At 71.5% G+C, this 6,312-nt stretch carries 5 protein-coding genes; 2 read left to right on the forward strand and 3 right to left on the reverse strand.

Features of this window, described 5'->3' with window-relative positions:
• Positions 1-51: 51 nt before the first annotated feature.
• On the reverse strand, positions 52-1,749 hold the full coding sequence (locus ACFV0G_RS32725; RefSeq protein WP_380555852.1) for a beta-1,3-glucanase family protein: 1,698 nt from the start codon (positions 1,747-1,749) through the stop codon (positions 52-54).
• A gap of 83 nt (positions 1,750-1,832) precedes the next feature.
• The gene (locus ACFV0G_RS32730) at positions 1,833-3,122 is read right to left on the reverse strand and encodes a ricin-type beta-trefoil lectin domain protein (RefSeq protein ID WP_380555854.1); all 1,290 of its coding nucleotides are present in this window, start codon (positions 3,120-3,122) and stop codon (positions 1,833-1,835) included.
• Positions 3,123-4,074: 952 nt separating this feature from the next.
• On the opposite strand from ACFV0G_RS32730, the gene ACFV0G_RS32735 reads away from it, so the two are divergent.
• Positions 4,075-4,506 (forward strand): protein phosphatase, encoded by a 432-nt coding sequence (locus ACFV0G_RS32735; protein ID WP_380555856.1) that lies wholly within the window; start codon positions 4,075-4,077, stop codon positions 4,504-4,506.
• A 434-nt stretch (positions 4,507-4,940) separates the two neighbouring features.
• Here ACFV0G_RS32735 and ACFV0G_RS32740 read toward each other — a convergent pair whose 3' ends face one another.
• Complete coding sequence (locus ACFV0G_RS32740) at positions 4,941-5,108, reverse strand: hypothetical protein (protein WP_380555858.1); 168 nt, start codon at positions 5,106-5,108, stop codon at positions 4,941-4,943.
• Positions 5,109-5,339: 231 nt separating this feature from the next.
• On the opposite strand from ACFV0G_RS32740, the gene ACFV0G_RS32745 reads away from it, so the two are divergent.
• Complete coding sequence (locus ACFV0G_RS32745; RefSeq protein ID WP_380555860.1) at positions 5,340-6,212, forward strand: effector binding domain-containing protein; 873 nt, start codon at positions 5,340-5,342, stop codon at positions 6,210-6,212.
• Positions 6,213-6,312 lie beyond the last annotated feature (100 nt).

A 6,312-nucleotide genomic window follows, 5' to 3' on the forward strand; every position in this document is an offset into this window, starting at 1 on the left:
CGTACCCGGCGGGGTACGGGCCGGGCCGGTGCGGCTCGGGGCGCGGCTCCGTCAGGCGAACGTGAACCAGTTGAGGTTGACGAAGTCGGCGGGCTGCCCGCTGTCGAAGGTGAGGTAGACGTCGTGGACGCCGGTCGTGCGGCTGATGTCCGCGGGCACGGTCTGCCAGTTCTGCCAGCCGCCGGTCGAGGCGATGGCGAAATTGCCGATCGGGGTGGCGGTGGGGCTGCCGAGCCGCACCTGGACGAGGCCGCTGACGCCGGCCGCCGCGCCGGAGGCGACCCGGGCGGAGAAGCGGGTGGCCCCGGTGGAACCGAAGTCGACGGCCGCGTACTTCAGCCAGGTGCCGTTGTGCAGCCAGCCCATGTCGCTGCCGCCGCCGGTGTCGGAGCACGCCTCGGAGGCACCGCCGGACTGCGCGCTGAACGCCTCGGCCTGGATGGTGGAGAAGGCACTGCCGCCGCCACCGCCCCCGCCCGTCGCAGTCGCGGTCGGCGTCGGCGTCGGGTTGGTGCCGCCCGCGGTACCGCCGACGGTGATGGTCCACAGGGTTGGGCTGCCCGACTGCACCTTGCCCTCGAAGTCCACCCCGGCCGGGTGCACGTCGTCGTACGGGAAGGCGTAGCCCAGCTTGTCCGGGGTGGTGGAGTGCAGGATCCGGGCGTAGTGGTTGGTCAGGGCCTGGGTGTAGAAGGCGGCCGGGTTCTCGGCCGTGGGCTGGTTCGGGTTGTCGAGCAGGGTGGTGCGGTTGAACGCGGCGGCGAGCCGGGCGCTCAGGTTGCCCATCTCGTCGTTGCCGGTCGTGAACGGCGCGGAGCTGCACGAGAAGATCGCCGCGGTGGACGGCTTGGCGAAGTTGCCGACCCCGGGGAAGGTGAGGGTGTTTCCACTGACCCGGCCGGTGACGGTGCCCCAGGTGAACTGGGTGTCGATGTGCAGATCGGTCGAGGTGTACTTGCTCCACACCTGGTCGACGTAGCTGTCGAAGTAGCCGGAGAACAGCGCGGGGTTACCGCCGATCGCCAGGTTGGGGCTGACGACGCGCAGGTCGGCGCCGTTCCGGCTGACGATCAGCTTGCTCCAGTCGCTGCCGTCGGCGGTGGACTGGGCACGCAGCGCGGAGGCGACCCTGGCGATGCCGTCCGAGGGCAGGCCGCGGACGCTCTGGGCGCCCTGGCCGGTCTGCAGCCCGAAGCCGATCGGCAGGCCCACCATGTCGACGAAGGTGATGTTGGCGTACAACTGGTCGTTGTTGTACGTGAATTCACAGAAGTCGTGCTGGACGTTGATGTTGGGGTCGCTCGGGTTGCTCACCGAGGGCAGGGCGAGGCCGCCGCCGCGGTTCATCAGGAAGGTGAGCTTGGCGCCGACGGAGAAGTAGATCCGGCCGCTGTCCAGGTGGGGCAGGGTGACCCGGCGGGCGCCGGCGCCCGAGCCGTTGAGCGCGATGGCGCAGTCCGTGCCGAGCGGCGTGCCGTCGTTCGCGGGGGACGGCGGGTGGTACAGCGACGACCCGTCGGCCTGGATGAACGCCCAGTTGCCGCCGGCCGCGGGGTCGCGGCCCAGTACGTAGGCGTACACGGTGCCGCTGCCCGTCGTGTTGACGAGGTCGAGCGGGAGGGTCGCGGCCGTGGAGGCGCTGGCGCTCGACTCGACCCAGCGCGTCAGCGCGGGCACGGTGAGCGCGATGCCGGCGGCGCCGAGGAGCATCTTGCGGCGCGAGAGCGGCCGGTGGTGACGTGGGGGCACGGGGGAGTCCCTTCGGTGGGTGGAACCGGTGCGATGCAGGGTGGGGGTGGACGGTTGGTCGGGGCGGGGCGGGTGGGGCCCGGTCAGCCGAGGGTCCACTTCTGGTTGGCGTTGCCGGAGCACGTCCAGGTCTGGAGCCGGGTGCCGTCGGCCGCGGAGTTGTCCTTGGCGTCCAGGCACTTGTCGGCCCCGACATTGGTCAGGTCGTGCGCGGAGGTGTACGTCCACTTCTGCGCGTTGGTGCCGTTGCAGGTGTAGAGCTGGACGACGGCGCCGTCGGCGGTGGAGGCCGCGTTGACGTCCAGGCACTTGCCGAGGGCGCGGACGGTGCCGTCGCTGCCGACGGTCCACTGCTGGGCCGCGTTCCCGGTGCAGTTGTGCAGCTGGATCGGGGTGCGGTCGGCGTTCGACCCGCCCGCCACGTCCACGCACATGCCGCCGATGCCGCGGATCGGACCGGTGGTGCCGCCCGGGTTGGTGGGCGGAGCGGTGGTCGGCCCGGTGTTCGAGGTCGAGGCGCGGACGTAGTCGACGGTCATGGCCTGCGGGAACGCGGTGCCGCCGTCCGGGCTGCCCGGCCAGTCACCGCCGACGGCCAGGTTGAGGATCATGAAGAACGGGTGGTCGAAGACCCACTTGTTGCCGTGGGCGTCGGCCGGGGTGCGGGTCTCGTACGCGGTGCCGTCGACCGACCAGGTGATGGCCCCCGGGCTCCAGTCGACCGCGAAGACGTGGAAGTCGTCCGCGAAGGCCCGGCCACCGGACAGTGTGTAGGGGGCGCCGAGGCCGTTCGCGCCGGAGTAGCCAGGACCGTGGACGGTGCCGTGGACGGTGCCGGGCTCCTTGCCGATGTTCTCCATGACGTCGATCTCGCCGCTGTTAGGCCAGCCGACGGTGCCGAGGTCGTTGCCGAGCATCCAGAAGGCCGGCCACATGCCCTGCCCGCGCGGGATCTTGATGCGGGACTCGAAGTGCCCGTACGCCTGGGTGAACGAGCGGGTGGTGTTGAGCCGGGCCGAGGTGTACTGGCAGGTCCCGTACCAACAGGACAGCCCGGAGTCGGTGTTCTTGCGGGCGGTGATCACCAGGTGGCCCTGGCCGTCGAGCGCGGCGTTGCCGTTGCCGGCGGTGTAGTACTGCAGCTCGTGGTTGCCGTTGCCCGAACCACCGGTCTCCGTCGTCCACTTGGCTGCATCGGGTGCCGCACCGGACGGTCCGTCGAACTCGTCGGACCAGCTCTGGGCGACAACGGCGGCACCTGCCCGGGTGGCGCCTGTGTCGCTCGCCGACAAGGTGATCGCCGCGGCCAGGGCGGCCGTGAGTGTGAGCGCGAGTCCGCCGATTGACCAACGACGTGCGCGGTGAGCAGCCATGAGGTGCACACCCTCCTTGGGATTGCGGTGGGGGATTGCCTGGTCGGACCGGGGCGGCCGTACGGGCCGCGGAACTGAGAGCGCTCTCACGTATTGGCGTGGCCACGCCGATGGGCCCACATGTTACGCAGGGGTGGTCGACCGGACAATGCCGGCGCATTTCGGCGACACGCCGCTGACCTGCGGAGATGTGATCGGCGGTGCGAATTAAGGCTCTCTTAGGCCTGACTTGACCCCCCGTGCAGGATCCGCGGCCCGGGTCGCAGTGCGCTCCCGCGGGCCGGTTTCCCGCCCGCAGGGAGCGATTTCAGCACGGCCGTGGCCCGTCCCGCGTCGTCCGTCGGAAGGCCGGGCCGCGGGCGGTCGATGTGCCGTCAGAAACCCTTCCCCGCAGGTGCCCGGTGCATGCGGCCGATCTGCCGAGTGCAGGTCAGGGCAGCCGCACGTCGTGGTGGTCTGCGGCGGACCGGCGTTCCTCGTCGCTCAGGTCGGCCGCCCGGACCGGGGAGACCAGGGACCAGTGCGCGCCGACGGGCAGTACTGCCAGCGGTACCGGCCCAGCCGGACCGCCTTCACCGACACCCCGGGGATCCGCAGCGTGGTGAACAGGTGCCCGTCTCGGCACCGCACTGGGTGTCCCCACCCACCGAATGGCCGAGGCGACGGGCGGCCACCGTCGCGCCGACCAGTGCCAGGACGAGGCCGACCACCGCCGTCCGCTTCCTCACCGCCATGGCACCAGTACCTCCCCGCGGCGCCGGGCGCACCGGGGCCCGGCCACCGGGTCGCGCCGCCGTGTCGCGCCACTGGGGCGGGAACGCCTTGTCCGGCACGGCCGTTGACCACGGTGGGAGGCGAGGTGAGGATACGTCGACGTGGGGCCGGTGCTCCCGTCCCGGGGGAGCCGTGGAGCGGGATCCGGCCGTGTCTGTGGGTGGGCGGACACGTGTGGGTGGACTCCGCAGGTGTCGTCCGGCCCGTCGTGGTCGACCGCCGGTTCGACCTGGTGGTCAGCCTGTCGACCCGGGCCGGCCACGGGCCTCCGCTCACCGTCGAGCACCTGGTGGCGGAGCTCCCCGACGGCCCGCTCACCGCCGATCAGCTCCGCTCCGTCCAGGAGGCCGCCGGCACCGCCGCCCAGGCCGTCCGGGCCGGCCGCCGCGTCCTGGTGCGCTGCCACTACGGCTACAACCGCTCGGGCCTGGTCGCCGCACAGACGCTGATCGAGCTGGGCCAGGACGCCGCTGCGGCCCTCGTCCTGCTCCGCCGCCGGAGGTCGCCCTGGGTCCTGAACAACGGCATCTTCGAGCAGTACCTCGCCACCGGGCTCGACGTCGCCCGCCTCCTCAGCGGACTGGACGAGCCCGGCCGACCCGGGCCGTGACGGCCGCCCGGCCGGGGAGCCCTCCCGGAGGGGTGAGCCGGCGCAGCCCGGACGCCACCAGGGCACGCGGCCGTCCGCGTCGAAGTAGCCGCCGGTCGGGCGAGGGGCCCACAAGGTCGACCCCCCCGGATCTGCCCGCTGGACCTGGACTGCGACATCCTCACCCTCGCCGGCAGCGACCTGCACGTCATGCTCTACCTGGAGCACGACCCTCTCGTCCGTGGTCACCTCTACGGCTGACGAGTCCGTGCGGCCGGCGGAGCCTTGGTGATCGAGTCGATCCGCGGTGCTGCCGGCGTCGAGGTCGCTTCGTCGTGCCGCAGCCTCCAGAGAGCGGCCGACTGTCGAGCAGGGTTCACACGGTCGCCCGCGGCCGCCGCGCGATCGTCGGGAGTTCGCACGAGCTCCGGACAATCCCGCGGTGACCACCTGCATCAGGCGTCGTCGTGCTCTCCGTCGTCGCCCTGGACCTTCGCGCCCTGGACCTTCGCCACCTCGCACATCTCCGCGACCACCGGGTCGCTCGGGTCCTTGGACAGGATCCGGCCGGCACTCCACCACAGCGGCAGCACGCCCAGGCCGGGATCGACGGCGACCAACACTTCCCACTCCGCCGCCCCGATGTCCGGAGGCTCTTCGTTCCATCAGTTCTCGCGCCGCGTGATGTGCACGTGGTAGCCCATGGTCGGGCACGGTAGGGCACACAACCGGACGCGATCCGCAGGACCTCGGCTGCCGGGCGTGCCGCACCCGACCGGAGCGGGCACAGGATGTCGGGTGCGGCAGGCTCGGTTCTTCCTACCGTGGGTGATCGAAAGGGAAGGAGGCCGGGGTTGCTGGATCGGCTGAACCAGGCCATGGAGTACATCGAGGGTCATCTCGACCGGCGCATCGAGGTGTCCGAACTGGCCCGGATCACGGTCACGTCGGAGTACCACTTCCGGCGGCTGTTCTCGTCGCTGGCGGGGATGCCACTGTCGGAGTACGTCCGGCGCCGGCGGCTCACCGTCGCGGGGGCCGACGTGCTGGCGGGGGAGCCGACCCTGCTGGAGATCGCGATCCGCTACGGCTACACCTCGGGGGAGGCCTTCGCCCGGGCGTTCCGCGCCGTGCACGGTGTGGGCCCCGGCGAGGCCAGGCGTCTCGGATCGGCCCTGAACTCGCAGCCCCGGCTGTCCTTCCGCCTCATCGTCGAAGGGAACAGCACCATGCGGTACCGCATCGTGGAGAAGGAAGCATTCCGGGTCATCGGCAGGAAGGCCCGCGTCCCGCTGATCTACCAGGGCGTCAATCCGCACATCGCCGATCACATCCGGAGCATCCCGCCGGAGACGATGCTGCGGATCGCCGGATTCTCGGACCAGGACCCGGAGGGCGTGGTGTCGGCGACCGTGCGCCTGTCGGACGGCTTCGAGGAGGGCAGCGAACTCGACTACTACCACGCCGTGGTGACCGCTGCCGCCGAGGTGCCCGACGATCTCGACGTGCTGGACTGCCCGGCGGGCACCTGGGCGGTCTTCGAGAACACCGGGCCGTTCCCCCAGGCGCTGCAGCAGATGTGGGGTGACGTGGCCGCCCAATGGATCCCGTCCAACCCGTACGAGTACCGTCCGGGCCCGGAGATCCTGCGCACCCGCCCGTCGCGGGACGACCCGGCCCATTCCGAGGCGCAGCTGTGGATTCCGGTGACCCGCACCGCGGTCTGAGCCGGGCCCGACCTGTGATCGGGCCGGCCCGGCTGCTGCGGCGACCGTGGCGGGCCGGCTCGGCTCTTGTTATGCGTCGGGTGGACGCATAATATGCGTC

Source organism: Kitasatospora sp. NPDC059571 (genome assembly GCF_042735675.1).
In the GTDB taxonomy this organism is placed as follows: Bacteria; Actinomycetota; Actinomycetes; order Streptomycetales; family Streptomycetaceae; genus Kitasatospora.